Here is a 25,732-nt window from a genome sequence, read left to right on the forward strand (position 1 = left end):
GGCGCCGAGCCGTCGGTCGGGACGGTGTTGCCCGCGCCGATGCCGGACGGGTCCGGGCCGCAGCGGCGCTCCGGGTTCTGCGCGAGCCCGTCGAGGCCGAGGTCCTCCAGCGAGGTCGGCGGGATGATCGGGGAGAGCCCGACCTGGCCGTCCAGCCCGCAGAGGTAGAAGTTGAACCAGCTGCCGTGCGAGCCGACCCGGGCGATCCGGTTCAGCTTGAACGGCGCGTACTCCAGGAACCGCTCGATCGTCGGGCGGCCCTCGTCGAGCTCGGCGGCCAGGTCGCCCAGGTTGCGGATGTCGTCGCGCAGCGGCGGCCGCGCGTCCTCCAGGAACGAGCCGGTGACCTGGGTCAGCGTCCCGATCGACTCGATCGCCTCGCCGATCGGCTCCCGGTCCTGGGCCAGCCCGGAGACCAGCGCCTGCAGCGAGCTGATCAGCTCGTTGAGGCCCTCGTCGTTCTCGTTCACCGTCGCCAGCACGGCGTTCAGGTTGTCGATCACCTGGCCGATCACCTGGTCCCGGTCGGCGATCGAGTTGGTCAGCGACGAGGTCGACGCGAGCAGGCTCTGCACGGTGCCGCCCTCGCCCTGCAGCACCTGCACGATCTCCATCGAGAGCCGGTTGATCTGCTCCGGGTCGAGGCCCTGGAACAGCGGCTGGAAGCCGTTGAACAGCACGGTCAGGTTCAGCGCCGGCCGGGTCCGGTCGAGCGGGATCTGGCCGCCGGCCGGCAGCGTCTCGCCGGTCGGGCCCGGGCCCTGCTCCAGCGCCAGGTAGCGCTGCCCGATCAGGTTCTTGTACTTGAGCCCGGCGCCCACCGAGGCGGGCAGCGGGGTGGTCGAGTCCACGTTGAACGCGACCTCGGCGATCCGCTGGTCGACCACCCGCACGTCGGTGATCGAGCCGACGACGACGCCGGCGATCCGCACGTCGTCGCCGCGCAGCAGGCCGCTCGCGTCGGTGAACCGGGCCGTGTACTCGACCGTGTCGCCGCCGCGGGCGTTCGCGATCGTCAGGCCGAGCACGGTCGTGCCGAGCGCGGTGACCACCGCGAACACCAGGAACTTGATCAGCGGGGAGAGCGGGGAGCGGCTCATGTCAGCGTCACCTCCGCACCGCGCAGCAGCGGTCCGACCATCGTGCTGCTCCACGCCGGGACGGCCTGCGGCGAGCCGCCCTGCTGGGCGGCCAGCAGTTGCGCCACGACCTCCTGCTCACCGGCCGAGTTCGCGACGCCCATGTCCACCGATCCCTGGTGCGACGCCGGCTCGATGCCGAGCTGCCCGAGCGCGCCGGTCAGCGGCGGCAGCAGGCCCGCCGAGTTCTCCGCGCTCTGGTCCTGCACCAGGTCCCAGCTGTTCGTCCCGTCGTAGGTCCCGAACGTCTCGACGCCGAAGTCCTCCGGATTGCCCATCGGCTGCCCGGCGGGCGGCGGGCCGGGCACCGAGCCGTCCCGGAACGGGCCGTCCGGCGGGTACTGTGTGCCGTCCGGGGTCGGGATCGGGTAGCAGCGCGGGCCGCGGTCGTCGGCGTACTCGGGCTCGTCCTGGTTCGGCAGGTACTTGCCCTTGTTCGCGACGATCTCCAGCGTGATGTTGACGCCGACCCGGTCGGTGCCCGGCCGGATCGCGTCGTTGATCTTCGGGACCAGATCGACGAGCTGGCTGGTCAGGCACGGGAACTCCGGCGAGTACCGGGCCAGCGTCTCCAGCGTCGGCCGGCTGGCGGACGCGACGCCGATCAGGTTCTCGCCGTTGGCGTCGAGGAAGGCGCGCAGGTCGTCGGAGGCGCCGGTGATCGACCGGTAGAGGTTGCGCAGCCCCTCTCGCTTCTCGACGATCGTCGCGCTGGTGACGGCCAGGTCGTCCACCGCGTCGAGCAGGTCGGGTGCGGCGGCGTCGAGGTTGTCGGCGAACGTCGCGAGCTGCCGGATGTCCTCCTGCAGGTCGGGGACGGCCGGATTGAGCCCCTCGGTCAGCGTGTTCAGCGCGACCAGCGTCTCGCCGAGCTGGTCGCCGCGGCCCTGCAGCGCCTGGGACAGCGAGCCGAGCGTGGTCGCCAGGTCCTGCGGGCGCACCGCCTGCAGCAGCGGCAGCAGCTCGTCGAGCACCCGCTCGACCTCGATCGCCGCCTGGCTGCGGTCCTCCGGGACGGTCGCGCCGGCGGCCAGCCGGGCGGTGGACGGCGCGGCGGGCGGGACCAGCGACACGAACTTCTCGCCGAACAGCGTCTTGGGCAGCAGCTGCGCCTCGACGTTCTCCGGGATCAGGTCGATCATGTCCGGGTTCATCGACATCCGGATGCTGGTGGTCTCGCCGTCGGTGGTGACCTCGTCGACCTGGCCGACGATCAGCCCGCGCACCTTGACGTCGGCGCGCTCCTGCATCTGGGTGCCGACCCGGGAGATGTTCAGCGTGACCGGCACGCCGGCCGAGAACAGGCCGGCGTACTGGCCGATCGCCAGGCCGATCAGCACCACGATCACGGTGACGAACGCCAGGCCCTGCAGGACTCTCTTCGTGGACCTCATCCGGCCACCCGCACCGAGGTCGAGGTACCGAACATCACCAGCGTCAGGAAGAAGTCCATGATCGCGGTGCTGACGATCGACAGCCGCACCGCCCGGCCGACCGCGACGCCGACGCCGGCCGGTCCGCCCTTGGCCGAGTAGCCGTAGTGGCAGTGGATCAGGATGATCACCGTGGCGAAGATGATCACTTTGAGGTACGACAGCAGCACGTCGCTGACCGGCAGGAACAGGTTGAAGTAGTGGTCGTAGGTGCCGCCCGGCAACCCGTTGATCAGCGTGACGTTCAGCCGGGCCGCCGCGTAGCTGGCGAGCAGGCCCAGGGTGTAGATCGGGACGATCGCGATGATCCCGGCGATCACCCGGGTGGTCACCAGGTAGGGCACCGACGGCACCGCCATGACCTCCAGCGCGTCGATCTCCTCGGAGATCCGCATCGCGCCGAGCTGGGCGGTGAAGCCGGCGCCGAGCGTCGCGGTGAGGGCCGCGGCGGCGACCAGCGGGGCGATCGAGCGGGTGTTGAAGTAGGCGGTGATGAAGCCGGTCATCGCCTCGACGCCGAGCGCGTCCAGGGCCCGGAAGCCCTGCAGCCCGACCAGCGACCCGACGAACAGCGAGAGCGACGCCATCACGCCGACGGTGCCGAGGATGACGATCAGGGCGCCGGAGCCGAACGAGACCTCGGCCAGCAGCCGGCCGATCTCCTTCTTGTACCGGGTGACGGTCTTCGGGATCCAGAGGATGGACCGGATGTAGAGCGAGAGCTGCTCGCCCAGCTCCTCGAGCTGGTTCAGCGGGGCCTGCGCGGCCCTGCGGGCCCGGGCGCCGAGTGGGGTGGTGGCCATGTGTCAGAAGCCCTTCGGCGGGACGAGCTCGAGGTACAGGGCGGTGAGGACCAGGTTGATCAGGAAGACCAGGACGAAGGAGATGACGACGGCCTGGTTCACGGCGTCGCCGACGCCCTTGGCACCGGGCGGCGGATTGAGGCCGCGGTAGGCGGCGACGACGCCGGCGACGATGCCGAAGAGGAAGGCCTTGACCTCCGAGACGACGATGTCGGAGACCTGGGCGATCGCCGAGAAGCTGGAGATGTAGGCGCCGGGCGAGCCGCCCTGGATGATCACGTTGAAGAAGTAGCCGCCGGACACCCCGACGACGGTGGCCAGCCCGTTCAGCACGACCGCGCAGATGCCCATCGCGAGCACTCGCGGCACGACCAGGCGCTGGATCGGCGAGATGCCGAGCACCTCCATCGCGGCGATCTCCTCGCGGATGGTCCGCGCGCCGAGATCGGCACAGACGGCGCTCCCACCCGCGCCGGAGATGAGCAGCGCGGTGACGATCGGGGCGGCCTGCTGGACGATCGCGAGCACCGCGCCGGCGCCGGTCTGGGACTGGGCGCCGAACTGCCGGGTCAGCTCACCGAGCAGCAGTGCGATCGTCGCGCCGAACGGGATGGTGAACAGCGCGGTCGGCAGCGCCGAGACCTTGGTGACGAACCAGATCTGCTCGATCAGCTCGCGCCACTGGAACGGCCTGCGCAGCGACTGCCTGCCGATCTCGATGCCCAGGCCGATGAACTTCCCGACCGGGGTGAGCGCCCGGACGACCGGGCTGGGCGCGGTCACCGGTCGCCCTCCGAGAGCTGGTGCCGGCCGGCCGGTGGCGGGGTGTCGTCGGTGATCCGCGGGTGGATGTCGGTGGGCCGGTCGTCGGTGTCGGCGGCGTCCCGGGCGTACTCGCGGGTGCTGCCGTCGCCGGCCGGCGCCCACTGCGCGGTGGGGTTCTCGCCGCGGGCCTCCAGGATCGCCTGCCGGGCGGCCGGCGGGAGCTCGTGCAGCATCGCGTCGACCCGCTCCCGGCGGCGGTGCACCGCGGCCCGGTCGGGCATCCCGGTGGACGCCTCCAGCTGCGGCTTCATCGGCGGCAGGCCCTGCAGCTCGCCGGCCTCCTCCATCTCCCGCGCGGCCTGCGCCGCGTCCTTCTCCTCCGACATCCCGATCGGGCCCTCGCGGCGGCCGTTGAGGAACTGCGCCACCACCGGCTCGTCGGAGGTCAGCAGCACCTCCCGCGGACCGAACATCGCCAGGTGCTTGCGGTACAGCAGGCCGATGTTGTCGGGCACCGTCTGCGCCGAGTTGATGTCGTGGGTGACGATCAGGAACGTGGCGTCGGTCTGCGCGTTGAGGTCGATGATCAGCTGGTTCAGGTACGCCGTGCGCACCGGGTCCAGGCCGGAGTCCGGCTCGTCGAACAGCACGATCGCCGGGTCCAGCACCAGCGCCCTGGCCAGCCCGGCCCGCTTGCGCATACCGCCGGAGATCTCGCCGGGCAGCTTGCCCTCGGCGCCCTGCAGCCCGACCATCTCCATCTTCTCCGCGACGATGTCGCGGATCTGCGCCTCGGACTTGCGCGTGTGCTCGCGCAGCGGGAACGCGATGTTGTCGACCAGGTTCATCGACCCGAACAGCGCACCGTCCTGGAACAGCACGCCGAACAGCTTGCGGATCTCGTAGAGCTCGGACTCCGAGCACCGGACCAGGTCCACACCGTTGATCACGATCGACCCCTGCTCGGGCTTCAGCAGCCCGATCAGGGTCTTCAGGAACACCGACTTCCCGGTGCCCGAGGGACCGAGCAGCACGGACACCTCGCCCGGCGGCAGCGTCAGCGACACGTCCGACCAGATGTTGGCCCGACCGAAGGACTTCGTCAGTCCCTCGACCTTCACCTCGACACCGGTCACGTGCCGCCTCCTTGCGCAATCGACCGTTCGGTGACACCGGGGACCCAGGAGGCGCGGGGAGCGCGGGGAGCACGGGCCACTCGACGGTGCTGAACGGCACAACGAGGCGGGAGGGCAGGGGTTACTCGAGGTATGGGGCCGGTCCGGCACCAGTTCCGTACCATGAACTACGTTATGGTCACCCAGCGTCGACGTTCGGGCCGGAATGTTGCGGACCGTGGGTAACAGTTACTCCCGAGCGGGCAGTCCGCTGGGCCGAACGGCCGGACGGTGACCGTTCCCGGATCGAGACCGGACGGGCGCCATCCGGTCGCATGATCACCCGATCGGCGGCGTGACGGCCCGCATCGACTCGGGCGCGTGCGTGAGGATCAGCCGCTGGAAGTCGTCGAACAGGTCCCGGAGCAGGTCGCGGTCGCGCGGGTCGCAGGTCTGCTGGAAGCCGGCCATCAGCGAGATGCCGAACACCGCGAGCCGGTGCGCGTCGGCCCGGTCGGCGACCACGTCGGCGACGACCTGCTCCAGCGCGATCCGGCGCTGCAGGTCCACCCTGGCCTGGGCCCGGCCGACCTCGCCGTCGATCTGCGCCCAGGCCCGGATCGCCGCCTCGGCGTCGTGCCGCAGCTCCACGGTGAGCCGCTTGACGACCGTCATCCGCTCGACCGGATCGGCGTGCGCGCGGGCCAGCTCGACCACCCGGCCGGTCTGCTCGGCCTCCCAGTGCTGCAGCAGCCCGCGCACGAAGCCGGCCCAGCCCCCGAAGTGGTGGTAGAAGGAGCCGCTGGTCACGCCGAGCGAGCGGCACAGGGGGCCGATCTTGAGCCCGGCCGCGCCGTCCCGGGCGAGGATCGACATGGCGGCCTCGTAGTACTGCTCGGCGGCGACCTGGCCGCCGACTCGTCTGGCCACCCGACTCCGCCCCCCTCGTCCGCCGTGCGCGGACAAGGGTGCCACGCAGGCGGATCCGGCACCCTGTCCGTCGGGTCAGCCCCATCCGTCGACCATAACATAACTTATGTCATGTACAGGTCGAAACGGTGGTGTCGCGACGCCCGATCGGGCGGGATGTCAGGCGGCCGGGCCGGCCCGGCGCGCGTCGTGCGGAACCGGGCAGGTGGCCGGGAAGGTCCCCAGCTCACGGACGTCGAAGCCGTCCGGGTAGCTGCGGATGCTCGGCGACTGCTGCAGCGAGAACGGCTCGGTCCGGACCGCCATCCGGCGCACCACCGCGGCCCGGGCGCGCAGCGCCGCGTCGGCCGCGATCCGCACCGGTCGCGGCGGGAACGGGTAGCCGAGCGCGTCGAGCAGCGGCTCGTCCATCAGTGCCAGCAGGAACGTCCGGCTCAGTGCCGCCGGCACCCGGTCGTTCGGCGGGAAGGTCGTCGCCAGGTCCAGGGTCGCGTCCGCGACGGCGCGCCCGCCCGGGTCGTAGCCGAAGTGCTCGGCCTCGTAGGCGTCGAGCAGCGACTCGAACTCCTGCCAGGTCGCCGGGATGTCGCGGATGCCCATGTGCCTGCCGAGCTCGCGGTAGTAGTTCGCGGTGGCGACCTTCTCCACCTCGGTGTGCCGGCGCCAGCCCCAGCGCTGCACCCAGCGCAGCGGCACCACGACGAAGGTGCACAGCACGTAGCGCAGGTCGTCGTCGGAGATGTCGTAGGAGCGGTGCATCTGGTTCATCCGGCGGACCGCCGCGCGCCCCTCGGGGTGCTCGAAGCCGTTCGCCAGCACCGTCTCCAGGATCAGTCCGGTGTCGTCGTAGCGCTTCTGGGTGCGCTCGGTGAACTCCCCGGTCGCGGCCAGCAACCGGCCGATCGAGGGGACCGCGTAGGTGCGGAACAGCGCCAGCGACAGTGCCTGCTGGATGTCCCACGGGAACTCCAGCCCGGACAGCGCCCGGTAGATCTCGACGTGGTCGGTGGCCGGGTCCAGCGCGGCCAGCGCGTCGCGCCGGTGGTAGCGGTCCGGGCGGATCCGGGTGATCGGTGTGCTGGTGATGCTCAACGTGCGGCCCCCTCGCCGTCGGAGCGGTGCTGCCGGTACCGGGTCAGTACCGGATGAGACCCCTGATGTTGCGCCCTGCCCGCATGTCCTCGTAACCCTCGTTGACCTGGTCGAGGGAGTACTCGCGGGTGATCAGCTCGCGCAGCTTGAGCTGGCCCAGGTTGTGCATCTCCAGCAGCCGCGGCACGTCGTGCTGGGCGGCGGAGCTGCCGAACAGCGCGCCGCGGATCTGCTTCTCGTAGAGCGTCAGGTCGAGCAGGGACAGCGTGGCGGTCTCCTCGTCGGCGTTCGCCAGCGCGGTGACGACGACCCGGCCGCGCTTGCCGACCAGCTGCAGCGCGGGCTGCAGGTCGGCGCCCGCCGCCACCCCGGTGCAGAGGATCGCGGCGTCCGCGAGCTGCCCGCGGGTCAGCTCGCTGACCGTCTCCCACGCCTCGTCGATGCTCGCCGCGACGTGCGTGGCGCCGAGCTCCAGTGCCCGCTCGCGCTTGTACCCGACCGGGTCGACGGCGACGACGTACCGGCAGCCGGCGATCCGGGCGCCCTGCACCGCGTTCGCCCCGATCCCGCCGACGCCGACGACCACCGCCGTGTCGCCGGCCCGCAGCTCGGCGGTGCGCACCGCGGAGCCGAAGCCGGTGGTGACCCCGCAGCCGACCAGCGCCGCCAGGTCCAGCGGGAATCCCTCGTCGATCGTCACCACGGACTTCACCGGGACCACGGTGTGCCGGGCGAACGTGCCGAGCAGGCACATCTGGCCGATCTCGGTGCCGTCCGCGCTGCGGAACCGGTAGCTGCCGTCCAGCTGCGGGCCGAGCGTGGCGCCGGCGCCGTCGTTGCACAGGTTCGGCAGGCCCCTGGCGCAGTACGGGCAGCGGCCGCAGGACGGCAGGAAGGTCATCACCACCGGATCGCCGACCGCGACCTCGGTGACCCCGGGGCCGACCTCGATCACCCGGCCGGCACCCTCGTGGCCGCCGACCATCGGCAGCACGGCCGGCAGGTCCCCGGTCACCAGGTGCTCGTCGGAGTGGCACAGGCCCGACGCCGTGAGCTCGACCATCACCTCACCGGCGTTCGGCGGGTCCAGATCGAGCTCCTCGATCTCCCACTTGCCGCCCGGTTCCCACAGCACCGCTGCCGTCGTCCGCATGGCGGACGATCCTGGCCGCCCCCGGCCCACCGGCACACCCGCCGTCCGCGCCAGCCGTGGCCCCCGGGTGCCACACCGGGTCAGGCGGCCGGCAGCGGCAGGGTGAGCCGGGCGGTCAGGCCGCCGCCCTCGCGCGGGAACAGGCTCAGCTCGCCGTCCATCGCCGACGCGAGCGCCTCGGCGATCCACAGCCCCAGGCCCGCGGTGCCGCGCCGCTCCCCCAGCGCCACCCCCTTCGCCGTCACCACCCCCTCCTGGCCGGCCGGCAGGCCGGGACCGCGGTCGCGGACCTCGGCGGTCAGGGTGGCGCCGTCGTGCGCCAGGTACAGCTCGACCGGCTCGTCGCCGCTGTGCCGGGCCGCGTTCTCGGCCAGGTTGGTGAGCAGCCGGCGCAGCCGCTGCGGATCGCAGTGCACGGCGGCACCGGGCGCCTCGACGATCGGCCTGCGCCGGTGCGCGGCGATCCCCGCCGCGTCCAGCACCCCGTCGGCCAGCTCGGCCAGCGCGACCCGCCGGGGCCGGTCCCGGCCGAGCGGGCTGCCGTCGGCGACGGCGAGATCAGCCAGCCCGTCCAGCATGTCCTGCAGGTGCACCGCGTGATCGGCGAGCAGCCGCGCCGCGGTCCGGCGGGCGTCGCCGGTGAGGCGCTCGGCGGCCAGATCGGCGGACAGCGCGGACAGCGACGCCACCGGCGTGCGGAACTCGTGCAGCACCACCCGGGCGCCGTCCAGCCGGGCCCGGCTCTGCGACACCAGCCGGTCGCGCAGCGCCCGCTCGGACAGGTAGCGCTCGTGCTCGCTCTCCGCGCGGGCCCGGGTGGTCGCGATGTCGGCGACCTGGCGCTCCAGCAGCCGGACCAGGACGCCGACCAGCACCGCGGTCGCGAACAGGAAGCCGGTCCACCACAGGCCGTCGAAGACCCGTTCGGTGACCGGCACCGCCGGGTCCGAGCCGAGCAGCCCGGCCAGCCCGGCGGCGAGCCCGAGCACCAGCGCCGCGACCCGGCCGACCCGGGGGCCGCCGCGCAGCGCGATCGCGATGACCACCAGCGGCAGCGCGGCGACCATCGGGCTCTGCACACCGCCGGTCAGCCCCAGGGCGACCACCGCGAGTGCACCGTCCACACCGGTCAGGACGGCCGGCCGGACCGGCAGCGTGCCGCGCCGGACCGCGGCGGCGGCGAGCGCGAGCGCGTACACCGCGGCGAGCCCGATCAGGCCGGCGGCGAGCGCGGTCCCGCCCCGGGCGAGCTCCGGCCGGACGACGAGCAGGGCCACCGCGGCGACCACCACGCACAGCCGCAGCACGACGGCGGTGCGCTCCTCCGCGGTCCGTTCCGGGAGCTCCGCGGCGAGGTCCCCCGGCGGACCGTCCGGCGAGGTTCGGCTGATCATCGGGTCGGCCCGCTCCCTACCGCAGACGTCGTCCCCCGGCGCCACCCGGGATGGTCGGCGGCGCCCACACTAGGCTCGCCGCCGTGCCCGCCGAGCCGCACGTCGTCGTCATCGTGGACGACCACGCCCTGTTCTCCCAGGGGCTCGCGCTCCTGCTCGAGTCCCGGGCCGGTGGCACCTTCCGGGTGGCCGGCTCCACCACCGCGGGCGAGGACGCCGTCGCACTGGTCGGCCGGCACGGCGCCGGGATCGCGATCGTCGACCTGGCCCTGCCCCCGCTGGGCGGGGTGGAGACGATCCGGCGGATCAAGGCCGCCTACCCGGCGACCCGGGTGCTGGCGCTGTCCGGCACCGAGGACCTCGATCTCGCGGCGGCCGCGATGCGCGCCGGGGCGGAGGGCTACCTCGGCAAGTCGGCCGATCCGGAGGTGCTGGTGGCGCCGCTGCTGGCGATCGCCGCCGGGGTCCGGGTGCTCCGCGCCGAACTGCTCGACGCACTGCTCACCGCCGCCGACCGGACCGGCGACGGCCTGCTCGACCGGCTCGGCGAGCGGGACATCGAGCTGTGGACGCTGCTCGCCCGCGGCCTGGAGACCGCCGACATCGCGCGGCCGCTGCTGGTCAGCGAGCGGACCGCGAAGCGGATGATCGCCTCGCTGCTGCACAAGCTGGGGGCGTCGAACCGGATCGAGGCGGCCGCGCTGGCCGGCCGCTGCGGTCTGCTCGACTGACGGCACCGGCGAACCGGCCCGCGTGGGCCAGCGCTGGCCCGGTCGCGGGGTGCGGGCCCGGTCGATCACCGGGCAGACTCGCCCGCGCCGTACGGCGGTCCGACCGCCGAACATCTCGCGAGGAGGCGCTGATGGCCGTGTTCGCCGACGAGGCCGAGGTCTACGAGTACCTGGGCGGGGTCTTCCGGCTCGGCCTCGAGGACCCGGACCTGGTCGCCAAGCTGGCGCCGACCGGGATCGTCCTGCGCATCACCTACACCGACCCGGACGCCGTGCTCACCGTCGACATGCCCAACTCCGAGATCCACACCGGGGCGGGCAACGGCCCGGCACCGAACATCGAGCTGTTCATGTCCGCCGACACCGGCAACCGGTTCTGGCTGGGCAAGGTGGTGCTCCCGGTCGCGATGGCCAAGGGCGAGGTCCGCGCGAAGGGACCGGTGTCGAAGCTGCTCAAGCTGCTGCCCACCGCGAAGCGGCTGTTCGGCCCGTACCGCCAGAAGCTCGAGACGGCCGGCCGGGACGACCTCCTGAAGGCCTGACGATCACCCGATCAGGTGGTCGTCGTACCTCCTGACGAGCTATTCGGGACGCGCTCTCCGATACTGCCGGTCCGGTCACCATGATCGGCGGCCACACCGCCGGCGTGGCCGGAACCCGGTCCCGGAGGTCCCCCATGAGCAGTGCCACCCACGACGGCACCGGCCCGGCGAGCCTCTGGCTGGACGTCCAGATGTGGCAGCCGCTGCGCGGCGTCCTGCACCCGATCACCGAGATCGAGTGCGACGTCCCGGACCCGCTGCCCGAGGGGTTCGACGAGTGGCACGGCTGGGCCGAGGCCTGCCTGCTGGAGGTCGCCCGGCGCGACGGCTGGCAGCACGGCCGCTACACCTACACGATCCAGGAACGGGACGGCACCGACCATCCGGTCCGCGACCTCGGCAAGGACGTCTGGGACTACGAGTAACGGACCCGCGCCGGTTATCGTCCCGGTACACGCAGAGCAACGGGAGGCCGCCGGTGACACGGGGCAGGGGTCCGCTGGCCGGACTGAAGGTGATCGAGCTGGCCGGGATCGGGCCGGGACCGCACGCGGCGATGATCCTCGGCGATCTCGGCGCCGACGTGGTGCGGATCGACCGCCCCTCGGGCGGGTTGCAGATCGGCTCGGACTCGGTGCCCGATCCCACCGTCCGCGGCCGCCGCACGGTCACCGCCGACCTGAAGGACCCGGCGGGCCGGGAGACCGTGCTGCGGCTGGTGGAGAAGGCCGACGTGCTCCTGGAGGGCTACCGGCCGGGCGTCACCGAACGGCTCGGCGTCGGCCCCGCCGAGTGCCACGCCCGCAATCCCCGCCTGGTCTACGGCCGGATGACCGGCTGGGGCCAGGACGGCCCGATGGCGCCGCGCGCCGGGCACGACATCAACTACATCTCGCTGACCGGCGCGCTGCACGCGATCGGCCGGGCCGGGGAGCGCCCGGTGCCGCCGCTGAACCTGGTCGGCGACTTCGGCGGCGGCTCGATGCTGCTGGTCATCGGCGTGCTGGCCGCGCTCTGGGAGGCCCGCGCCTCCGGCGAGGGCCAGGTCGTCGACGCCGCGATGGTGGACGGCGTGAGCATGCTGAGCCAGATGTTCCGGGGCTTCCTCGCCCAGGGCGCCTGGACCGACGAGCGCGGCGCCAATCTGCTCGACGGGCACGCGCCCTTCTACGACGTCTACGAGTGCGCCGACGGCGGCCACATGGCCGTCGGTGCGCTGGAGCCGCAGTTCTACGCCCAGCTGATCGCCGGCCTCGGACTCGACGCCGACGCGCTCGGCCCGCAGTACGACGAGGCGGGCTGGCCCGCGATGCGGGCCCGGTTCACCGAGGTGTTCGCGTCCAAGCCGCGCGACGAGTGGGCCGCCGTGTTCGAGCACACCGACGCCTGCACCACACCGGTGCTGTCGTTCACCGAGGCGGCCGACAACCCGCACCTGGCGGCGCGCAGCACCATCGTCACCGCCGACGGTGTCCGCCAGGCCGCGCCGGCGCCGCGCTTCTCGCGGACCGGCACCGCGACCGCGACCCGCGGGTCCGGCCCGGAGGACGTCGACGCCGTCCTCGCCGACTGGTCCTGACCCCACACACGCCGACGCCCCCGGCTCCGGATCCGGGGTCGGGGGCGTCGGCGTGGTGCGGACGGGGCAGGTCAGTCCTGCTCGTCGGTGTCCGGAGCCAGCAGGTTCCGGGTGCGGTTCGGGTCCACCGGGATGCCCGGGCCGGTCGTCGTCGAGACGGTGATCTTCTTGACGTAACGGCCCTTGGCGGCGGACGGCTTCAGCCGCAGGATCTCGTCCAGCGCGGCGCCGTAGTTCTCGACCAGCTTCTCGGTCTCGAACGACGCCTTGCCGATCACCAGGTGCAGGTTGGCCTGCTTGTCGACCCGGAAGTTGACCTTGCCACCCTTGATCTCGTTGATCGCCTTGGTGACGTCCGGGGTCACGGTGCCGGTCTTCGGGTTCGGCATCAGGCCACGCGGGCCCAGGATGCGGGCGATCCGGCCGACCTTGGCCATCTGGTCCGGGGTGGCGATGGCGGCGTCGAAGTCGAGCCACCCACCCTGGATGCGCTCGATCAGGTCCTCGGAGCCCACCGCGTCCGCACCGGCGGCCTCGGCCTCGGCGGCCTTGTCACCGGTGGCGAACACGATCACCCGGGCGGTCTTGCCGGTACCGTGCGGCAGGTTCACGGTCCCGCGGACCATCTGGTCGGCCTTGCGGGGGTCGACGCCCAGCCGCAGCGCGACCTCGACGGTCGAGTCGGTGTTCTTGCTGGACGTCTCCTGGGCCAGGGTCGCCGCGGCGAGCGGCGAGTAGAGGCGGTCCGCGTCGATCTTCGCGGCGGCCTCGCGGTAGGCCTTGCTGCGCTTTGCCATCTGTCCTCTGCTCCTTGTGAGGTCAGGTCGTGGTCCGAGCCGCGCCCGGCTCTCCCACGCGTACGGAAAGTGTGTGGACGGAGCCTCGCTCAGTCCCGATGCTCGCTCGGCGAGCCTCGCTCAGTCCTCGACCGTGATGCCCATCGACCGCGCGGTCCCGGCGATGATCTTCGTCGCCTGGTCCAGGTCGTTGGCGTTCAGGTCCTGGAACTTGGTCTCGGCGATCTCCCGGACCTGGGCCCGGGTGACGGTCGCGACCTTCGTCTTGTGCGGCTCGCCGGAACCCTTGTCGACGCCCGCCGCCTTCAGCAGCAGCCGGGCCGCCGGCGGGGTCTTCAGCTCGAAGGTGAACGAGCGGTCCTCGAACACCGAGATCTCGACCGGCACGACGTTGCCGCGCTGGGCCTCGGTGGCCGCGTTGTAGGCCTTGCAGAACTCCATGATGTTGACGCCGTGCTGACCCAGTGCAGGGCCGACCGGCGGGGCGGGCGTCGCTGCGCCGGCCTGGATCTGGAGCTTGATGATCGCGGAGAGCTTCCGCTTCTTGGGGGGCATGTCCGTTCCTCAGTGATCGATGTACACGCCGCGGCCCTGCCTTGCCGCGGGCGTCTCTCGCAGGTACCCGGTCAGATCTTGGAGACCTGGTTGAACCCGAGCTCGACCGGGGTCTCCCGGCCGAAGATCGAGACGAGCACCTTGAGCTTCTGGGCGTCGACGTTGACCTCGCTGATGCTCGCGGGGAGCGTCGCGAACGGCCCGTCCATGACGGTGACCGACTCGCCGACCTCGAAGTCGACCTCGACGGTCGCGGTCCCGCCGCCCGACGACGAGCCACCGGAGGCGGCGCCGGCCTTGCCGGTCTCCGTCTTCTTCTCCGGGGCCTCGGTCTTGGGCAGCAGGAACTTCACGACCTCGTTGATGGACAGCGGCGACGGCTTGGACGTGGCACCGACGAAGCCGGTCACGCCCGGGGTGTTCCGCACCGCGCCCCAGGACTGGTCGTTGAGCTCCATCCGGACCAGGATGTAGCCGGGCAGCACCTTGCGCTGGACCTTCTTGCGCTGCCCGTTCTTGATCTCGGTGACCTCCTCGGTGGGCACCTCGACCTGGAAGATGTAGTCCTCGACGTCCAGGGTCTGCGCCCGGGTCTCGAGGTTCGACTTCACCTTGTTCTCGTAGCCGGCGTAGGAGTGCACGACGTACCAGTCGCCGGGGGCCCGGCGCAGCGCGGCGCGCAGCTCCTCGGCCGGGTCGACGTCCTCGGCCGGCTCGTCGGCGGCGCCCTCAGCACCGTCTGCGCCATCGGCACCATCTGCACTGTCAGCGCCGTCAGCCGCCGGCTCCTCGGCCGCCGGCTCGCCGTCGCCCGACTCGCCGTCGATCGACTCGGCGGCCGCACCGGGGGTCGAGTCGTCGTCGGCGGCGGTGTAGTCGCCGGAGACCGCGTCGTCGCCGTGCGCCGCCTCGGTGTCGGCGTCCTGGACGGACTGCTCGGGCAGCGTCTCGTCGGCCGCCTGCTCGGCGACCGCGTCGAGCACGGCCTCGTCGGCCGTCTCGTCGTGCACGTTGCTGTCGGAGGTCACGTCCTTCTCGCTTCCTTATCGATGTCGGTCGTCACCGGTCGGCCCGGTCCACCGCTCGTGTCAGTCCCTGCCGAACAGGAATGCGACGCCCTCGGCGAACGCCGAGTCGAGCAGGAACACCAGGGCCACCATGAACGACACGAAGATCAGAACGGCGATGGTGTACTTGACCATCTGGGAGCGGTTGGGCCAGATGACCTTGCGGAGCTCGGCGACGACCTCGCGCAGGAACCGGATGACCCGGCCGATCGGCGAGACCTTCTTCTCCTTGGTCGCCGCGGCCGCGGCGCGGGACGGGGTGGCGCGCCCCTTGGCGGGGGTGTCCTCCGCCCCGGAGCCACCGGACGCCCGCCGTCCACGACGGTCGGCGGCGTTGCTCGGGCGCTCCCGCTCGGGCCGGCCCGGCTCGTTCTCGTCGGTCACGAGCCCTCCTCGCCCACGCTCGCCGGTCGCGTCCGCGCCGCGCCGAGAGGTTCGCCCGCCAGCTCGCTCACGTCTTCGCCCTCCGCACGCGGTGGGCTCCCGCCCGCCGCCGGTCACGTCCTCCGTGTGAGAGAACCTGCTCTGCTTCGTCGTCCGTGCCGTCGACCGCACCACCGGACGGTCCGGCGATCTGCGGCGTCGTGGCAGGGGTGACAGGACTTGAACCTGCAACCTGCGGTTTTGGAGACCGCTGCTCTGCCAATTGAGCTACACCCCTATGCCCCGAACCGCCCCTGAGGGCGGCGGGACGGGCGCGACCGATCATCCGGCGCGCCCGGCTGGTACAAGTGTACGGCACCCCCCGCAGGCGGCCCGCACCCCGGGTCCTACTACGGCAGGACCACCTCGGCCCGGGCCCGCCCGAGCACGGTCCGGCCGTCGAAGACCGCCTTGAGATCGACCACCGCGGTCCGCACGCCGTCCTCCTCGCGCACCTCGGCCACCGTGCCGCCGAGCTCGACGGTGGCGCCCTCGTCGTCGTCGGGCACCACGACCGGCCGGGTGAACCGGGTGCCGTAGCTGCGTACCGCCGCCGGGTCGCCGATCCAGGCCGTCAGCACCCGGCCGGCCAGCGCCATCGACAGCATCCCGTGCGCGATCACGCCGGGGAGCCCGGCGACGGTGGCCACCCGGTCGCTCCAGTGGATCGGGTTCAGGTCGCCGGAGGCGCCGGCGTAGCGGACCAGATCGCCCCGGGTCAGCCGCACCTCGAAGGTGGGCAGCGCGTCGCCCTTCGCCACCGCGGCGGCGGACTCCGGCGTCAGCGGGGCGCTCACGCGTCGTCCCCGGCCGGGCTGACCAGCATCGAGTGCGTGGTCACGACCGGCTCGCCCGTTCCGTCGGACACCTCGCACCGCAGGGTCAGCATGTGGTTGCCGGCCCGGGTGCGGAGCTCGTCGACGTGCACGACCGTGGTCAGCTCGTCACCGGCGCGGACCGGCCGGTGGAAGGAGATGCGCTGGTCGCCGTGCACCATGCGGGTGTAGTCCCAGCCGAGGGCCGGGTCCTTGAGGAAGGCCTCGATGACCGGCATCGTGAAGCAGACCGGGAACGTCGGCGGGGCGAGCAGATCCGGATGACCGGCCGCGCGGGCGGCATCGACGTCGTGGAACAGCGGATCGCCGTCACCGATGGCGACGGCGAACTCGCGGATCTTCTCCCGGCCGACCTGGTACGGCCCGACCGGGTCGAGCGTGCGCCCGACCCAGGACTGGTCGACCACCGGTACTAGCGGGTCTCGCGGTGTGCCCGGTGGGTGCCGCAGTTCGGGCAGAACTTCTTGATCTCGAGCCGGTCGGGGTCGTTCCGCCGGTTCTTCTTGGTGATGTAGTTGCGGTGCTTGCACTCCTCGCAGGCCAGAGTGATCTTCGGCCGCACGTCCGTGGCCTTGGCCATCGCGGGTGCCTCCCAGCAGGTGTTCCGTGTCGTGTGCGGACGTGTTCCGTCAGCACTGTGACGATACTGTGACGATGGCCGGACTCGAACCGGCGACACAGCGATTATGAGCCGCTTGCTCTACCGACTGAGCTACACCGTCATGCAAGAAGCCCCGCCGCCGTGCGGCGAGGCCACTTCCAGAGCCCCCTTACGGAATCGAACCGTAGACCTTCTCCTTACCATGGAGACGCTCTGCCGACTGAGCTAAGGGGGCCGACACCGCCGGTCCGCGGAGCAATCCTGCGCCGTCCGCTCACCGGCGCGACCAACTTTACACACCGGTTCCGGAGCCCCGCAGCGGGGGCCCCGGAACCGGATCCGTGCAGGTGGGAGCCGGTCTACCAGCTCGACTTGCGGACGCCGGGGAGCGAGCCGTCGTGCGCCAGCTCGCGCAGCCGGACCCGCGAGACCCCGAACTTGCGCAGGTGCCCGCGCGGACGCCCGTCGACCGAGTCACGGTTGCGCACCCGGGTCGCACTGGCGTCCCGTGGCTGACGTCGGAGCTCGGCCGCGGCGGCGGCCCGCTCCTCCTCGCTCGACGACGGCCGCGCGAGGACGGCCTTCAGCTCGGCCCGGCGCTCGGCGTAGCGCGCGACGATCCGCTTGCGCCGCTCGTTCTTGGCGATCTGCCCGGTGGTGGCCATCAGACACGCACCCCGTTCGCCCGGATCCGGTCGACCGCGGCGTCGACGCCGATCCGGTCGACCGTCTTGATCCCCTTCGCGGAGAGCCGCAGCCGGACCCAGCGGCCGCCCGCCGGGTACCAGTAGCGCTTCTGCTGCACGTTGGGATCGAACCGCCGGCTGGTGCGGCGGTGCGAGTGCGAGACGTTCTTGCCGAAGCCGGGCTCGCGCCCGGTCAGGTCACAGCGACGGGACACGCGCTCACCGCCCCGCGTGCGGGTAGGGCAGCAGGGCCATCTCCCGCGCGTTGCGGATCGCGACGGCGACCCGGCGCTGCTGCTGCCCGGTCAGGCCGGTGACCCGGCGGGCCCGGATCTTGCCGCGGTCGGAGATGAACGTGCGCAGCAGCGCCGCGTCCTTCCAGTCCACGTGCTCGATGCCGCGGGCGTGCAGCGGATTGGGCTTGCGCCGCGCCGCGCGCAGCGGCTTGCCGCGACCGGACGCCGGTGCGGTCGGTCGTTTCGCGAGCTTCACTCAGCGCTCCTCCTTGAACTCGACGTGCCTGCGGATCTTCGGGTCGTACTTGCGCAGCACCAGCCGGTCCGGGTCGTTGCGGCGGTTCTTGCGCGTGACGTACGTCGTGCCGGTGCCGGCCGTCGAGCGCAGCTTGACGATCGGCCGGACGTCCGTCGTCTTGGCCATCGGGACCCTCCTCTCCAACAATGGGAATCGTTTTCGTTTAGGCTACACCTGACCGCGACCACGTCGACTCCGGGAGGAAGGCATGACCGAGCTGGTGGTGTTGTGCGGCACGTCGCACGACGGGACGGAGCGGACGATCGCGCGGATGCGGGAGCTCGACCCGGGACTGGTGGTGCTGCACCACGACCTGCGGCACCTCGCCCAGGGCCGGGTGCACCGGCGGTTCCGGTCCGGCGGCCGCGACGAGCACACCGTGCTGGAGCTGGCGCACGGCTGCGTGAGCTGCACCATCCGGGAGGACGTGCTGCCCACCCTGGTGCAGCTGGCCGGGACGGTGTCCCGGGTCGTCCTGCACCTGGACCCGCGGCTCGAGCCGGAGCCGGTCTGCTGGGCGCTCGGCTCGGTGCTGTACGAGTCCGGCGACGCCGAACCCCGCCTGGTCACCGATCTGGTCGACCTGCGCGGTGTGGTCACGGTGCTCGATCCGGACAGCTGGCTCGACGACGCCACCGGCGACGCGACGCTGCCCGAGCGCGGCCTGAGCACGCTGCCCGACGACGAGCGCACCGTCGCCCAGCTCGCCGTCGGCCAGGCCGAGTTCGCGGACGTGATCGTGACCAGCCGGGCGCTGCAGGGCGACGATCCCGCCGACCGGCGCACCGCGGCCGTGCTCGACCGGCTCGCCCCGACCGCCCCGCGGCTGCTCCCCTCCCGCGGCGACCACCGGCTGTTCTGCGACGGCGTCCCCGAGGAGTCCCGCCGCGGAGTTCCCGGCGGGGTGCACGATCCGCTGCTGCGCGGCACGCCGCCGCTGGACGCCGCCGACGGCGTCCGGACGCTGCTGTTCTCGGCCCGCCGGCCGTTCCACCCGGACCGGCTGCACGACGCGATCGACACCCTGCTCGCCGGCGTGGTGCGCGCCCGCGGCCGGATCTGGCTCGCCACCCGGCCGGACGCCGTGCTGTGGCTGGAGAGCGCGGGCGGCGGGATGCGGATCGGGCACGCCGGGGACTGGCTGGACGGCGCGGACGAGCAGGCCTGGACCGAGGCGGGCGACCAGCGGCGGGCGATGGCCGCGCTGGCCTGGCACCCACGCTGGGGGGACCGCGCACAGGATCTCGTCGTGCTCTGCCACGACGCGGATCCGGACGGGATCGACGCCGCGCTGCACGGTGCGCTGCTGTCCGACGCCGAGATCGCGGCGGGCGAGGCCGCCTGGGCCGGACTGCCGGACCCGTTCGGCTGGGCACACGACGAGCCGTGCGCCGATCCCGTCCGGAACGACCCGACCGTCGGGACCGAACGAGAAGGAGAGAGCTGATGGCAGTCCCCAAGCGCCGGATGTCGCGCGCGAACACCCGGCACCGCCGATCGCAGTGGAAGGCACAGGCACCGGACCTGGTGCCGGTCACCCTGGAGGGCAGGCGGCACCTGGTCCCGCACCACCTGGTCGCGGCCTACCGCCGCGGGCTGCTGGCGCCGCCGTCCTGAGGGCCCCTTACCCCCGGACGGCCGCGCCGGCGGCCATCGGCGGTGCGTGACCGCCCGATGTGCCGGGCCGGGCCTCAGGCCGAGTGTCGTGGCCATGCCCCGTCCCCACGCGGACCACGACCGCACCGCCCGCTACCCCACCGACCTGCACGCCGCGCTCGCCCGGCAGCAGCAGGACCAGCTGCGGGCCTAGGCGGACGCCGACCGGCTGGCCCGGTCCGTCCGTCCGGCCCGCCGCCGGTTCCGGCTGCGCCGGCTGCTCCGGATGACACCGGCCCGGCCGGCCGCGGAATCCGGCCGGGATCGTCGGACCCGCGTGCCACGATGACCCGGTGGCCGGGCCGGTGACACTCCCGCAGGGGCCCGGCGACGCACTGCCGGACCCCGGGCCGGTGCTGCTCGGCCGGGCGACCGAGCTCGCCGCGCTGCGCGCCGCACTCGCCGGTGCGGTCGGCGGCCGGGCCGGCGCGGTGCTGCTGTCCGGGGACGCCGGGATCGGCAAGTCCCGGCTGGCCGGAGAGCTGGCGTCCGCCGCGGCCGCGGCCGGCGCGCGGGTCGTCGTCGGCCGGTGCCTGGACACCGGCTCGGCACCGCTGCCCTACCTGCCGTTCTCCGAGGTGCTGGCCGGGTTTCAGGCCACCGACCGGGAGCTGCTCGCCGAACGTCCGGCGCTGCGCGGGCTGCTCCCCGGCGGCACCCCGGCGCCCGAGCGGGCCGCAGCCGACCGGGAGCTGGACCGGCTGGCCGTGTTCGACGGGGTGGCCGGCGCGCTGCGGGCCGGCGCGGCGCAGGCGCCGCTGCTGGTGGTCCTGGAGGACCTGCACTGGGCCGACCGGTCCAGCCGCGAGCTGCTCGGCTACCTGCTGGCCCGGCTCGGCTCGCAGCGGCTGCTGGTGCTGGCCACCTACCGGTCGGACGACCTGCACCGCAGGCATCCGCTCCGGCGCACCCTGGCCGAGCTGGTCCGGCTGCCCGCGGTGCGCCGGCTGAAGCTGGGCCCGCTCCCGGCCCGGACCAGGTGACCCGCGCAACGGAGTGACATCCAGCAACCCTGCGTGATCTTACGGATGACGTACGGGTGTTTTGTTCCATCTGTCGGGTGGAGCAGTCACTCCGACGATTGGCCTAACCCGTCACCGGATAACAGGGTGAGCACCTGACACGACAAGACGGGCAGAAGCAGGAACCGGCGGCGCGCACCGGATCCCGAAGACCCCGTATCGACTCCCCCGAGATCGTGGTGATCGTCATGTCCGCGCCCGTCATCCGCATCCCGAGCCCGCGCCGGCCCGTCGGCGCCGCCGAGCAGGCGCCGAGGAGCGTCCTGCCCGAGGGGGACGTCCGCCACCTGGACCTCACGCACCGGCCGGGCGTCCCCGCCCCGCGGCCCGGCACGCCCCGAGCGGCCGAGCAGGGCCCGGCGGCGCAGCAGCCCACCCCCCGGGATCCGCGCGTCCAGCGGCCGGGCACCGACGGGACCCCCGGGCAGCGCTACGGCACCCAGGGCCCGCCCGCACAGCGGTCGGCCGCCCACCGCGCGCCCGGGCAGCAGCACCCCACCCCGCACCCCACCCAGGGCCCCACCCAGGGCCCGCCCGCGCAGCGGTCCGCCACCCGCAGGCCCGCGGCGCACCCGGAGCCGCCGTTCCCGACCGGCGGGCGGCCGGGCGGGGAGCGGCCCGCCGCACAGCGAGCTGCCGGTCCGCGCCCCGCGGGCCCCCAGCCGGCCGGCCTGCGACCCACCGAGCAGCGACCCACCGCACAGCGGCCCGCCGGACTGCGGCCCGCCGGACTGCGGCCGGCCGGACTGCGGCCGGCCGCCCCGGAGCAGCGCAGGCCGGCGCCCGGCCCGCCGGCGAACGGGGACCGCATCCCGGCCCGGGAGGCCGCCCGGCGCGGCGGTACCGCGGCACGGGTCTTCACGATCGTCGCGCGGCTGGGGAGCCTGACCACGCTGGCCGCGATGGTGGTGCTGGCCGCGGCCGTCGCCGGGCTGGCCGACGGCGACCCGCCGACCGGTCCGGCGTCCGAGGTCTCCGGCAGCACGCTGCGCTGAGCGCGCGCCGCCGGGACCGCGGGATCAGGCCGCGTCGGAGCGCGACGCGGGCTGGGACTTCAGCACGTCGTCGACGAGGTCCATCACCAGGCGGTTCCCGCCGAGGCGGTACCCGAAGTCCTCCCAGGACAGCAGCTCCCGGGAGATCAGCTCGCCGACCGGGCCCGGGTAGACCCGGGTGGCCCGGAACGCGGCGGCCCGCATCCGCATCTTCTCGTGGTGCTCCATGGGCGCCGGTGCGCTCATGCCCTCACCTCCGCGATAGGGGGACTTGACATCGGCGCGCCCTCCGCGCTGAGCCGCCCGCCTCGTCCCATGGTGACGGCCCCACCGCCCATCTCCGCTGCTAAGTGCTCAGCGTCTCACTGTCGTGTCACCGCCCGGTTGACACCGTGTCGACCAGGCATTACGGGGCCGTCACGGTCACTCGCGGTGCAGGTCGCCGCACCGCGCCGGCACCGATGCCCGCCGCGCACCGCCACTACGGTGACGGTCATGGCGCACCGCACACGTGACCTGCTCTGGTCGGACGTCGAACCCATCCACGAGAAGATCCTGGCTCACCCGTTCGTCACCGGGCTGACCGACGGATCGCTGCCGCACGACGCGTTCCGGCACTACATCATCCAGGACGCGCACTACCTGCGCGGCTACGCGAAGGCCCTGACCGTGTGCGCGGCGAAGGCCCCGGACGACGACGACACCGTCATGTTCGCCGAGCACGCGGCCGGCGCGATCGCCGCCGAGCGCGAGCTGCACACCGACCTGCTCGGCGGCCTCGGCCTCACCTCCGAGGAGGCCAGGGCGACCCCGGTCGCGCCGGCCACCAGCGCCTACGTCAGCTACATCCTCGCGGCGGCGCACGGCGGCTCGTACGCCGAGGGCGTCGCGGCCGTGCTGCCCTGCTACTGGATCTACGCGAAGGTCGGCGAGCACCTGGTCGGCACCGGCTCGCCGGACCCGCTCTACCAGCGCTGGATCGACATGTACGCGGGCGAGGAGTTCCGTGCCGTCGTCGACGCCGTGCTGGACGCGACCGACCGGATCGGCGGCACCGTCTCCGACACCGAGCTGGACCGGATGCGGGCGCACTTCACCACGACGTCGCGCTACGAGTGGATGTTCTGGGACGGCGCGTACCGCCAGGAGACCTGGCCGGTCTGACCCGCGGCCGGGGGCGGGCGCCGGCGCCCGCCCCCGCCGGGTCAGCTCCGGTCGAAGCGGTCCGGGACCACCAGGTTCAGGAAGAACGACACGATCGCGACGATGATGGCGCCCCAGAAGGCCGCCCAGAACCCGTCGACCACGAACGGCAGGTTCAGCACCCCGGACAGCCAGCCGGTCAGCATGAACATCAGTGCGTTCACGACCAGGCCGAACAGGCCCAGGGTGAGGATGTAGAGCGGGCAGCCGATCGTCGCCACGATCGGCTTGACCACGGCGTTCACCACGCCGAACAGCAGCGCGACGCCGAGCAGCGTCCCGATCCGGGCGCCGGTCGTCCCGGTGGCCAGGTCGATCCCGCTCACCAGCACGGTCGCGACCCAGAGCGAGGCCGCGACGACCACCGTCTGGATGGCGAAGGCGAGCGCGGGGGAAGCCGGCTTCATCAGTCGATCACCGCCTGCTGGACCAGCGTCTGGAGCTGGGAACGGATCGGGTAGGTGCTGGACGGGACCAGCTGGGTGAAGAACAGCGCCACGACGTCGTCGACCGGGTCCACCCAGAACGCGGTCGAGGCGAGCCCGCCCCAGGAGAACGTGCCCTCGTTGGCGAGCTGCTTGCCGGCCGGGCCGTCGATCACGACCGAGAAGCCGAGGCCGAACCCGACGCCGGTGAACGCCGACTCGGAGAAGATCGGCCGCCCGACCGTCTCCAGGTCGCCGCCGCCGGGCAGGTGGTTGCGGGTGGCGCGGGCCAGCGTCCGCGGGCCGAGGATCCGGACGCCGTCGAGCTCACCGCCGCGGGCGAGCATCCGGGCGAACCGCAGGTAGTCGCCCGCCGTGGACAGCAGCCCGCCGCCGCCGGACAGGTAGGTCGGTTCGCGGGTGGCCGCGCGCGCGAGCACCTTGTTGACGACCAGCCCGCCGCCGGGCCGGGCGTTGTAGAGGGTGGCCAGCCGCTCGGCCTCCGGCGAGCCGGGCGCGACCGAGAACGTGGTCTCGGTCATCCCGAGCGGATCGAGGATCTCGGTGCGCAGGAACTCGTCGAGCCGCTGCCCGGAGGCGACCTCGACGACCCGGCCGAGCACGTCGGTCGCGACCGAGTAGTTCCATTCGGTGCCGGGCTGGAACAGCAGCGGGAACGACGCGAACTGGTCGGCCGCCGTCGCCAGGTCGACGCCCTCGGGGGCGCCGAACTCGTAGCCCTTGGACCGGTACATCTCGTCCACCGGGTGCGCGTGGTGGAAGCCGTAGGTGAGCCCGGCGGTGTGGGTCAGCAGGTGGTGCACCCGGACCGGCTCCAGGGCGGCGTCGGTGCCCGGGTTCAGCGCGGAGCCGCCGCGGTAGACCCGCTGCTCGGCGAACGCCGGGATGTAGCGGGACACCGGATCGGTCAGCTCGAGCGCCCCGCGCTCCCAGAGCATCAGGGCGGCGACAGAGGTGATCGGCTTGGTCATCGAGTAGATGCGCCAGATCGTGTCGTCGGTGACCGGGAGCCCGGCCTCCACGTCGCGCCGGCCGTGGTGCGACAGGTGCACCAGCCGGTCGCCCCTGGCCACCGCGATCGTCCAGCCGGGGAGCTTGCCCTCGTCGACGTAGCGGCGGAAGTGCGTGTCGATCCGGCCGAGCCGGGCCGCGTCGAGCCCGACCTCCGCCGGATCCGCCTCGATCTTCGGAACGGTCACGGTGCCGAGCCTACCCACGGGGCCCGCTCCCCACTTCTGATGATCCGGCCGCGCGTGCCGTCACCGGAGGCGCTCCGGCTCGTCGTACCGGTCGTGCCCGGCGCAGCGCGCCGGGGTGGGCGGCCCCGGGGGTCGCCGTCACGTCGTGGCCGGTCCGACTGGGGAGCCGGGTCCGGCCACGACGGGCCCCGGCGATCCGGTCAGCCCGGCCGGATCCGGTAGTGGGCGAGCCGGTGCCCGCGCAGCGCCGGGGTGGCGCGCAGCGCGGCGGCGAGCGCCCGGGCGGTCCGCGGCAGCCGCCCGGCGACGGCGGCGGGCGGGTCACCCACCCCGCAGGCGTCGAGCAGGTGCAGTCCCCACGGCTCCAGCTCGCGCGGGTCCTCGCAGGTCCAGTCGACCTCCAGCGCGCGCAGCGGGCCGGTGCCCAGCCGCCCGGCGGCGGCCCGGGACAGCACGTCGGTGACCAGCTCCGCGCCGGGCAGCATCCGGGCCGCGGTGAACACGATCCGCTGCACGCCCTGCTCCGGGAGCAGCGACAGCACCTGGTCGGACACCACCAGGTACGGGCCGGGCAGCTCACCGGCCAGCTCCAGCCAGTCCTCGTCGAGCGCCGACCCGGCCACCAGGTGCGCGGGCGAGGGCAGCAGCTCGCGGCGCAGGTCGGCGACCTCGGGCAGCTCGACGTCGACCCAGTGCGCCGGACCGGCGGTGCCGAGCCGGCCGGCCCGCGAGTCCAGGCCCGGGCCGAGCTCGACCACCGTCCCCGCCGGGTTCCGGCCCACGAACTCCCGGACCCAGTGGTCGAGCACGGCGGCGCGCAGCAGCGTGCACAGCGCGTCGGCGCGGCCCGGCGCGGCCCCCAGGTCGAGATCATCGGCCAGGCCGGCGGCCGCCGGGTCGGCCGCCACCGGACGGCGCCGGCGGGCGTCGCGGGCCCGGGCGTGCGCAGCCGGAAGCGACGTCGACTCGATCGCCCCCAACTGCGGCTGGCGTCGTTGCGTCACGATGTACCCCCTGGTCGCGCGAACCTACTAGG

Annotated in this window: 32 protein-coding genes, 3 tRNA genes and 1 pseudogene; 9 read left to right on the forward strand and 27 right to left on the reverse strand. The window is 73.2% G+C overall.

Going from position 1 to position 25,732, the window contains the following annotated elements; all coding sequences use genetic code 11:
- Positions 1-119 precede the first annotated feature (119 nt).
- The 9 genes and pseudogenes from ACVJO7_RS06165 to ACVJO7_RS06205 form a co-directional block, all read right to left on the reverse strand.
- Positions 120-1,100, reverse strand: a pseudogene (locus tag ACVJO7_RS06165) (MCE family protein); the annotation flags it as partial.
- Positions 1,097-2,533 (reverse strand): MCE family protein, encoded by a 1,437-nt coding sequence (locus ACVJO7_RS06170; RefSeq protein WP_491672070.1) that lies wholly within the window; start codon positions 2,531-2,533, stop codon positions 1,097-1,099. The gene ACVJO7_RS06170 and the pseudogene ACVJO7_RS06165, both read right to left, overlap by 4 nt.
- Positions 2,530-3,375 carry an MlaE family ABC transporter permease gene (locus ACVJO7_RS06175; protein ID WP_344028038.1) on the reverse strand — a complete coding sequence of 282 codons (846 nt, stop codon included), beginning with the start codon at positions 3,373-3,375 and terminating at the stop codon, positions 2,530-2,532. The genes ACVJO7_RS06170 and ACVJO7_RS06175 overlap by 4 nt, the downstream gene beginning before the upstream one ends.
- A 3-nt stretch (positions 3,376-3,378) precedes the next feature.
- On the reverse strand, positions 3,379-4,158 hold the full coding sequence (locus ACVJO7_RS06180; RefSeq protein ID WP_344028035.1) for an MlaE family ABC transporter permease: 780 nt from the start codon (positions 4,156-4,158) through the stop codon (positions 3,379-3,381).
- Complete coding sequence (locus tag ACVJO7_RS06185) at positions 4,155-5,276, reverse strand: ABC transporter ATP-binding protein (protein WP_491672071.1); 1,122 nt, start codon at positions 5,274-5,276, stop codon at positions 4,155-4,157. The genes ACVJO7_RS06180 and ACVJO7_RS06185 overlap by 4 nt, the downstream gene beginning before the upstream one ends.
- A 318-nt stretch (positions 5,277-5,594) precedes the next feature.
- Positions 5,595-6,185 (reverse strand): TetR/AcrR family transcriptional regulator, encoded by a 591-nt coding sequence (locus ACVJO7_RS06190; RefSeq protein WP_344028029.1) that lies wholly within the window; start codon positions 6,183-6,185, stop codon positions 5,595-5,597.
- Positions 6,186-6,344: 159 nt separating this feature from the next.
- The gene (locus ACVJO7_RS06195) at positions 6,345-7,277 is read right to left on the reverse strand and encodes an oxygenase MpaB family protein (RefSeq protein WP_491672072.1); all 933 of its coding nucleotides are present in this window, start codon (positions 7,275-7,277) and stop codon (positions 6,345-6,347) included.
- 43 nt (positions 7,278-7,320) lie between these two features.
- The gene (locus ACVJO7_RS06200) at positions 7,321-8,430 is read right to left on the reverse strand and encodes an NDMA-dependent alcohol dehydrogenase (protein WP_344028022.1); all 1,110 of its coding nucleotides are present in this window, start codon (positions 8,428-8,430) and stop codon (positions 7,321-7,323) included.
- Positions 8,431-8,510: 80 nt separating this feature from the next.
- Positions 8,511-9,824 carry a sensor histidine kinase gene (locus ACVJO7_RS06205; RefSeq protein ID WP_491672073.1) on the reverse strand — a complete coding sequence of 438 codons (1,314 nt, stop codon included), beginning with the start codon at positions 9,822-9,824 and terminating at the stop codon, positions 8,511-8,513.
- Positions 9,825-9,907: 83 nt separating this feature from the next.
- Here ACVJO7_RS06205 and ACVJO7_RS06210 point away from each other — a divergent pair, with 83 nt between their 5' ends.
- The 4 genes from ACVJO7_RS06210 to ACVJO7_RS06225 all read left to right on the forward strand — a co-directional run bounded on the left by ACVJO7_RS06210 (position 9,908) and on the right by ACVJO7_RS06225 (position 12,676).
- Positions 9,908-10,555, forward strand: coding sequence for a response regulator (locus tag ACVJO7_RS06210; protein ID WP_491672074.1), 648 nt, complete (start codon positions 9,908-9,910; stop codon positions 10,553-10,555).
- 131 nt (positions 10,556-10,686) lie between these two features.
- Positions 10,687-11,097 (forward strand): sterol carrier protein, encoded by a 411-nt coding sequence (locus ACVJO7_RS06215; protein ID WP_344028013.1) that lies wholly within the window; start codon positions 10,687-10,689, stop codon positions 11,095-11,097.
- Between the two features lie 134 nt (positions 11,098-11,231).
- Positions 11,232-11,522 carry a hypothetical protein gene (locus ACVJO7_RS06220; RefSeq protein WP_344028010.1) on the forward strand — a complete coding sequence of 97 codons (291 nt, stop codon included), beginning with the start codon at positions 11,232-11,234 and terminating at the stop codon, positions 11,520-11,522.
- A gap of 53 nt (positions 11,523-11,575) precedes the next feature.
- Positions 11,576-12,676 (forward strand): CaiB/BaiF CoA transferase family protein, encoded by a 1,101-nt coding sequence (locus tag ACVJO7_RS06225; protein WP_491672075.1) that lies wholly within the window; start codon positions 11,576-11,578, stop codon positions 12,674-12,676.
- A 71-nt stretch (positions 12,677-12,747) separates the two neighbouring features.
- Here the strand turns inward: ACVJO7_RS06225 and rplA are convergent, their stop codons facing one another.
- The 14 genes from rplA to rpmG (ACVJO7_RS06295) all read right to left on the reverse strand — a co-directional run bounded on the left by rplA (position 12,748) and on the right by rpmG (ACVJO7_RS06295) (position 18,301).
- Positions 12,748-13,473 (reverse strand): 50S ribosomal protein L1, encoded by a 726-nt coding sequence (gene rplA / locus ACVJO7_RS06230; RefSeq protein WP_344028005.1) that lies wholly within the window; start codon positions 13,471-13,473, stop codon positions 12,748-12,750.
- Positions 13,474-13,593: 120 nt separating this feature from the next.
- Entirely contained in the window at positions 13,594-14,028 is a 435-nt protein-coding gene (gene rplK / locus ACVJO7_RS06235; protein WP_344028001.1) for a 50S ribosomal protein L11, read from the reverse strand.
- A gap of 71 nt (positions 14,029-14,099) precedes the next feature.
- Positions 14,100-15,056 carry a transcription termination/antitermination protein NusG gene (nusG, locus tag ACVJO7_RS06240; RefSeq protein ID WP_491672076.1) on the reverse strand — a complete coding sequence of 319 codons (957 nt, stop codon included), beginning with the start codon at positions 15,054-15,056 and terminating at the stop codon, positions 14,100-14,102.
- A gap of 60 nt (positions 15,057-15,116) precedes the next feature.
- Positions 15,117-15,479: a preprotein translocase subunit SecE gene (gene secE, locus ACVJO7_RS06245; protein ID WP_491672077.1), complete on the reverse strand. Its 363-nt coding sequence runs from the start codon at positions 15,477-15,479 to the stop codon at positions 15,117-15,119.
- A 201-nt stretch (positions 15,480-15,680) separates the two neighbouring features.
- Positions 15,681-15,756: transfer RNA gene (locus ACVJO7_RS06250), tRNA-Trp, on the reverse strand.
- A gap of 112 nt (positions 15,757-15,868) precedes the next feature.
- Positions 15,869-16,315, reverse strand: a complete 447-nt coding sequence (locus ACVJO7_RS06255) for a MaoC/PaaZ C-terminal domain-containing protein (protein ID WP_491672078.1) — start codon at positions 16,313-16,315, stop codon at positions 15,869-15,871.
- A complete protein-coding gene (locus tag ACVJO7_RS06260; protein WP_491672079.1) occupies positions 16,312-16,761 on the reverse strand; it encodes an FAS1-like dehydratase domain-containing protein in 450 nt (149 codons plus the stop codon). Before ACVJO7_RS06260 ends, ACVJO7_RS06255 begins: the two co-directional genes overlap by 4 nt.
- A gap of 5 nt (positions 16,762-16,766) precedes the next feature.
- Positions 16,767-16,934 carry a 50S ribosomal protein L33 gene (gene rpmG / locus ACVJO7_RS06265; protein WP_020623293.1) on the reverse strand — a complete coding sequence of 56 codons (168 nt, stop codon included), beginning with the start codon at positions 16,932-16,934 and terminating at the stop codon, positions 16,767-16,769.
- Positions 16,935-17,003: 69 nt separating this feature from the next.
- Positions 17,004-17,076, reverse strand: a tRNA-Met gene (locus ACVJO7_RS06270).
- A gap of 41 nt (positions 17,077-17,117) precedes the next feature.
- Positions 17,118-17,190 (reverse strand) — tRNA-Thr (locus tag ACVJO7_RS06275).
- A gap of 124 nt (positions 17,191-17,314) precedes the next feature.
- The gene (gene rpsN, locus ACVJO7_RS06280; protein ID WP_344027987.1) at positions 17,315-17,620 is read right to left on the reverse strand and encodes a 30S ribosomal protein S14; all 306 of its coding nucleotides are present in this window, start codon (positions 17,618-17,620) and stop codon (positions 17,315-17,317) included.
- Complete coding sequence (gene rpmB, locus ACVJO7_RS06285) at positions 17,620-17,856, reverse strand: 50S ribosomal protein L28 (RefSeq protein ID WP_344027984.1); 237 nt, start codon at positions 17,854-17,856, stop codon at positions 17,620-17,622. The genes rpsN and rpmB overlap by 1 nt, the downstream gene beginning before the upstream one ends.
- 4 nt (positions 17,857-17,860) lie before the next feature.
- Positions 17,861-18,133: a 30S ribosomal protein S18 gene (gene rpsR, locus ACVJO7_RS06290; RefSeq protein WP_425563673.1), complete on the reverse strand. Its 273-nt coding sequence runs from the start codon at positions 18,131-18,133 to the stop codon at positions 17,861-17,863.
- On the reverse strand, positions 18,134-18,301 hold the full coding sequence (gene rpmG, locus ACVJO7_RS06295; protein ID WP_344027981.1) for a 50S ribosomal protein L33: 168 nt from the start codon (positions 18,299-18,301) through the stop codon (positions 18,134-18,136).
- Between the two features lie 82 nt (positions 18,302-18,383).
- On the opposite strand from rpmG (ACVJO7_RS06295), the gene mrf reads away from it, so the two are divergent.
- The 4 genes from mrf (at position 18,384) to ACVJO7_RS06315 (ending at position 21,848) form a co-directional block, all read left to right on the forward strand.
- Complete coding sequence (gene mrf / locus ACVJO7_RS06300) at positions 18,384-19,622, forward strand: ribosome hibernation factor-recruiting GTPase MRF (RefSeq protein WP_491672080.1); 1,239 nt, start codon at positions 18,384-18,386, stop codon at positions 19,620-19,622.
- Positions 19,622-19,792 carry a 50S ribosomal protein L32 gene (gene rpmF / locus ACVJO7_RS06305; protein ID WP_344027975.1) on the forward strand — a complete coding sequence of 57 codons (171 nt, stop codon included), beginning with the start codon at positions 19,622-19,624 and terminating at the stop codon, positions 19,790-19,792. Before mrf ends, rpmF begins: the two co-directional genes overlap by 1 nt.
- A gap of 332 nt (positions 19,793-20,124) precedes the next feature.
- Positions 20,125-20,814 carry an AAA family ATPase gene (locus ACVJO7_RS06310; RefSeq protein ID WP_491672081.1) on the forward strand — a complete coding sequence of 230 codons (690 nt, stop codon included), beginning with the start codon at positions 20,125-20,127 and terminating at the stop codon, positions 20,812-20,814.
- Positions 20,815-21,041: 227 nt separating this feature from the next.
- Positions 21,042-21,848 carry a hypothetical protein gene (locus ACVJO7_RS06315; RefSeq protein WP_491672082.1) on the forward strand — a complete coding sequence of 269 codons (807 nt, stop codon included), beginning with the start codon at positions 21,042-21,044 and terminating at the stop codon, positions 21,846-21,848.
- Positions 21,849-21,872: 24 nt separating this feature from the next.
- Here ACVJO7_RS06315 and ACVJO7_RS06320 read toward each other — a convergent pair whose 3' ends face one another.
- Positions 21,873-22,094, reverse strand: a complete 222-nt coding sequence (locus ACVJO7_RS06320; protein WP_232021269.1) for a hypothetical protein — start codon at positions 22,092-22,094, stop codon at positions 21,873-21,875.
- Positions 22,095-22,343: 249 nt separating this feature from the next.
- Here ACVJO7_RS06320 and tenA point away from each other — a divergent pair, with 249 nt between their 5' ends.
- Complete coding sequence (gene tenA / locus ACVJO7_RS06325; protein ID WP_344027961.1) at positions 22,344-23,012, forward strand: thiaminase II; 669 nt, start codon at positions 22,344-22,346, stop codon at positions 23,010-23,012.
- Between the two features lie 41 nt (positions 23,013-23,053).
- On the opposite strand, the gene ACVJO7_RS06330 is transcribed toward tenA, so the two are convergent.
- From ACVJO7_RS06330 to ACVJO7_RS06340, 3 genes are all read right to left on the reverse strand, one after another.
- Positions 23,054-23,458: a phage holin family protein gene (locus ACVJO7_RS06330; protein WP_344027957.1), complete on the reverse strand. Its 405-nt coding sequence runs from the start codon at positions 23,456-23,458 to the stop codon at positions 23,054-23,056.
- On the reverse strand, positions 23,458-24,696 hold the full coding sequence (locus ACVJO7_RS06335; protein ID WP_491672083.1) for a serine hydrolase domain-containing protein: 1,239 nt from the start codon (positions 24,694-24,696) through the stop codon (positions 23,458-23,460). Before ACVJO7_RS06335 ends, ACVJO7_RS06330 begins: the two co-directional genes overlap by 1 nt.
- Positions 24,697-24,896: 200 nt before the next feature.
- Positions 24,897-25,700 carry a class I SAM-dependent methyltransferase gene (locus ACVJO7_RS06340; RefSeq protein ID WP_491672084.1) on the reverse strand — a complete coding sequence of 268 codons (804 nt, stop codon included), beginning with the start codon at positions 25,698-25,700 and terminating at the stop codon, positions 24,897-24,899.
- Positions 25,701-25,732 lie beyond the last annotated feature (32 nt).

The organism is Pseudonocardia sp. DxW (assembly GCF_058448985.1).

What these genes read in the sequence shown, in the direction of transcription:
- ACVJO7_RS06215 (WP_344028013.1), top strand. Translation starts at nt 10,687, where the DNA reads ATGGCCGTGTTCGCCGACGAGGCCGAGGTCTACGAGTACCTGGGCGGG.
- rpmG (WP_020623293.1), bottom strand. Translation starts at nt 16,934, where the DNA reads ATGGCCAAGGCCACGGACGTGCGGCCGAAGATCACTCTGGCCTGCGAG.
- ACVJO7_RS06200 (WP_344028022.1), bottom strand. Translation starts at nt 8,430, where the DNA reads ATGCGGACGACGGCAGCGGTGCTGTGGGAACCGGGCGGCAAGTGGGAG.
- rpmG (WP_344027981.1), bottom strand. Translation starts at nt 18,301, where the DNA reads ATGGCCAAGACGACGGACGTCCGGCCGATCGTCAAGCTGCGCTCGACG.
- ACVJO7_RS06220 (WP_344028010.1), top strand. Translation starts at nt 11,232, where the DNA reads ATGAGCAGTGCCACCCACGACGGCACCGGCCCGGCGAGCCTCTGGCTG.
- ACVJO7_RS06315 (WP_491672082.1), top strand. Translation starts at nt 21,042, where the DNA reads ATGTCCGCGCCCGTCATCCGCATCCCGAGCCCGCGCCGGCCCGTCGGC.
- ACVJO7_RS06330 (WP_344027957.1), bottom strand. Translation starts at nt 23,458, where the DNA reads ATGAAGCCGGCTTCCCCCGCGCTCGCCTTCGCCATCCAGACGGTGGTC.
- ACVJO7_RS06175 (WP_344028038.1), bottom strand. Translation starts at nt 3,375, where the DNA reads ATGGCCACCACCCCACTCGGCGCCCGGGCCCGCAGGGCCGCGCAGGCC.
- mrf (WP_491672080.1), top strand. Translation starts at nt 18,384, where the DNA reads ATGACCGAGCTGGTGGTGTTGTGCGGCACGTCGCACGACGGGACGGAG.
- rpmF (WP_344027975.1), top strand. Translation starts at nt 19,622, where the DNA reads ATGGCAGTCCCCAAGCGCCGGATGTCGCGCGCGAACACCCGGCACCGC.
- tenA (WP_344027961.1), top strand. Translation starts at nt 22,344, where the DNA reads ATGGCGCACCGCACACGTGACCTGCTCTGGTCGGACGTCGAACCCATC.
- ACVJO7_RS06170 (WP_491672070.1), bottom strand. Translation starts at nt 2,533, where the DNA reads ATGAGGTCCACGAAGAGAGTCCTGCAGGGCCTGGCGTTCGTCACCGTG.
- rplK (WP_344028001.1), bottom strand. Translation starts at nt 14,028, where the DNA reads ATGCCCCCCAAGAAGCGGAAGCTCTCCGCGATCATCAAGCTCCAGATC.
- ACVJO7_RS06320 (WP_232021269.1), bottom strand. Translation starts at nt 22,094, where the DNA reads ATGAGCGCACCGGCGCCCATGGAGCACCACGAGAAGATGCGGATGCGG.
- ACVJO7_RS06205 (WP_491672073.1), bottom strand. Translation starts at nt 9,824, where the DNA reads ATGATCAGCCGAACCTCGCCGGACGGTCCGCCGGGGGACCTCGCCGCG.
- rplA (WP_344028005.1), bottom strand. Translation starts at nt 13,473, where the DNA reads ATGGCAAAGCGCAGCAAGGCCTACCGCGAGGCCGCCGCGAAGATCGAC.
- rpsN (WP_344027987.1), bottom strand. Translation starts at nt 17,620, where the DNA reads ATGGCCACCACCGGGCAGATCGCCAAGAACGAGCGGCGCAAGCGGATC.